3 protein-coding genes are annotated in these 2448 nt (G+C 48.0%); 2 read left to right on the forward strand and 1 reads right to left on the reverse strand.

The genetic code is table 11. From position 1 onward, the window contains the following. Positions 1 to 547 precede the first annotated feature (547 nt). Both C2L80_RS13365 and C2L80_RS13370 read left to right on the forward strand, forming a co-directional pair. The gene (locus C2L80_RS13365; protein WP_425458579.1) at positions 548 to 883 is read left to right on the forward strand and encodes a helix-turn-helix transcriptional regulator; all 336 of its coding nucleotides are present in this window, start codon (positions 548 to 550) and stop codon (positions 881 to 883) included. A gap of 201 nt (positions 884 to 1084) precedes the next feature. Then, on the forward strand, positions 1085 to 1414 hold the full coding sequence (locus C2L80_RS13370) for a plasmid mobilization protein (RefSeq protein WP_002584958.1): 330 nt from the start codon (positions 1085 to 1087) through the stop codon (positions 1412 to 1414). Positions 1415 to 1561: 147 nt separating this feature from the next. On the opposite strand, the gene C2L80_RS13380 is transcribed toward C2L80_RS13370, so the two are convergent. Beyond that, positions 1562 to 2281: a DUF4368 domain-containing protein gene (locus C2L80_RS13380; protein WP_476707486.1), complete on the reverse strand. Its 720-nt coding sequence runs from the start codon at positions 2279 to 2281 to the stop codon at positions 1562 to 1564. Positions 2282 to 2448 lie beyond the last annotated feature (167 nt).

Genomic DNA, 2448 nt, shown 5'->3' on the forward strand with positions numbered 1-2448 from the left:
GTACCGGGAGGGGAGGCTGAAGGCGTTCGACGAGGGAGGGCGCAAGGTGTACGATACGATAGCCGGCCGCAGGAGGCGGCTGGGGCTGGCCGCCTAGGCCGTCCGGAAAAACGTCCGCACCCCCGCATTATATTTCACTCGTCCTTTTTACACAAAAAAATGCAGGTCAATCCTCAACATGAGCATTGACCTGCATTTATAATGCACAGAGCAGTACAACAAAACTAAGGCATAGCTTGCACTATGTCTATACTATATCTATACGTCGTTAGTTTTTTGTATAGCATCCGCAAAATAAGCATGACAAAAAAGCCCATGTTGTAAATGGGAAAATCCTTTTTTTCAATGCTTATCTAATACGCATGCTATGCAACATAAACGCCGCCTCCTTTTACATAAATTTTATTTTATCAGAAAATCAGTCTACTGTCAATACACAACAGGAAGTATTTAACCTAATGATATGAATTGTGTGGACATATCCAAAAAGAAAGGTGAACTGTAAAATGTAACAGGGTGAATGAAAATGGCAAAAAGACCCGTACCATTGTACGACTTTAAGGCTTTCGGGGCAGCTATAAAAGCCGCGAGAAATGAATACGGCGAGAGCCGCAAAAAGGTAAGCGACGAGTTATATATTTCCCCGCGCTACCTTGCGAATATCGAGAACAAGGGACAACAGCCGAGTTTACAGGTATTCTATGACCTTGTAACCCGGTATCATATTTCGGTAGATCAATTTTTCTTCCCGAACAGCAATGCGGAGAAATCCACCGGGCGGCGGCAGCTTGACGCGCTGCTGGACGGTATGAGCGATAAAGGCATACGGATTGTAACCGCAACAGCAAGGGAGATAACGGAAGTCGAAAAAGCAGAGGATTAACCTCACAATATGAGAAATCGGGAGATTGCAGCGCATGGCGGCTGCAATCTTTTTTTGCGTCCAAAATCAAAGGAACGCGCAACAAATACCGCCTTTCGGTGGGGGTATGAAGTAGATAGCAAGCACAGCAAACGAGTACCCGTTTGCGGAAAATGCTTGTTGGGATAATCCCAAACCCTTATACCGAAAGGCGGTGCGGAAATGGAAAACCGAAAGAGAAATATACAGATGAAGTTTTACGTTACGGAAGAAGAAAAGCGGCTGATCGACGAGAAGATGAAGCAGCTTCCCATAAAGCAGTATGGGGCATACTTCCGTAAAATGGCGATAGACGGGTATATTCTTGTCGTTGACCGAAGCGACACAAAAGCATATATCCGGGAACTGCAAGCGGTGAGCCGGAACATCAACCAAATTGCAAAACGCGCCAATGCGACGGGGACGGTTTACAGGCAGGATATAGAGGACATTAAAAAGGCGGTGGACGAGATATGGCGGTTACAAAGACGCACCCTATTAAATCAACCTTAAAGGCTGCGATAGACTATATCTTAAATCCCGAAAAGACAGACGGGAAGCTGCTTGCGTCCTCTTTCGGCTGCGGGCTGGAAACCGCCGATATTGAGTTTGCATGGACGCGGGAAGCTGCCGGAGATCGCGGCACACATTTTGCTGGGGTTAGATAGCGATACTTTTTACATCTACCATGTTACGGCGGTCATGGTTGACAACTTGCGTCGGCTCCTGCTCGGTATCAACCTGTCCGACAAAGCTGTAATGGATTTCGATTTTCCGGGTGTTGGTTTCCCGGTCTAATTCATGTATCAAAATACGGTCGATAAACTCATGGACGTTTTCATAGGTCAATTCCTGTATGTCGCTGTATTTCCCGACAATCTGAATAAACCTTGATATATCCCTTTTTCGCTCGGTAACGGTTGCGATCTGCTGTTGTAACTCGTCTATCCTTGCGGCAAGGGATTTCTTTTCGTCCTCGTAGCCGGAAGTTAGAAACACAAACCGTTCATCTGTCAGTCTGCCTAATGCGTTGTCCTCGTACAGCTTGCGGAAAAGCGTGTCAAGTTCGGTCATACGCGCCTGTGCTTTGGAAAGTTCCTTTTGCTGCTGCGCTAATGCCTTTCTCGCTTCCATGTCGCCGTACTCGGTAGCTTTACAGATAAAGTCCTGTTCGTGTTCCTTAACATACTGCAAAACCCGCCGCATATCTTCCAGCACTAAATCAAGAAGTACGTTTTTGCGGATATAATGAGAGGTACACTCGCTGCCTGTCCTTGCCCTGTTGCGCCATGCGCCGCAAGAATAGGAAAACCTGCGCGGCTCGATATTTACGCCCTGTTGGTAATACATCTTATGTCCGCAACCAGCGCAAAACAGCAAGCCGGAAAAAATATCAATCTCCGCTGCTTTTGTCGGGCGGTGGGGGGTGCGGACGTTTTTCCGGACGGCCTAGGCGGCCAGCCCCAGCCGCCTCCTGCGGCCGGCTATCGTATCGTACACCTTGCGCCCTCCCTCGTCGAACGCCTTCAGCCTCCCCTCCCGGTACC

This window comes from Rubneribacter badeniensis (assembly GCF_002899695.1).
GTDB lineage: Bacteria > Actinomycetota > Coriobacteriia > Coriobacteriales > Eggerthellaceae > Rubneribacter > Rubneribacter badeniensis.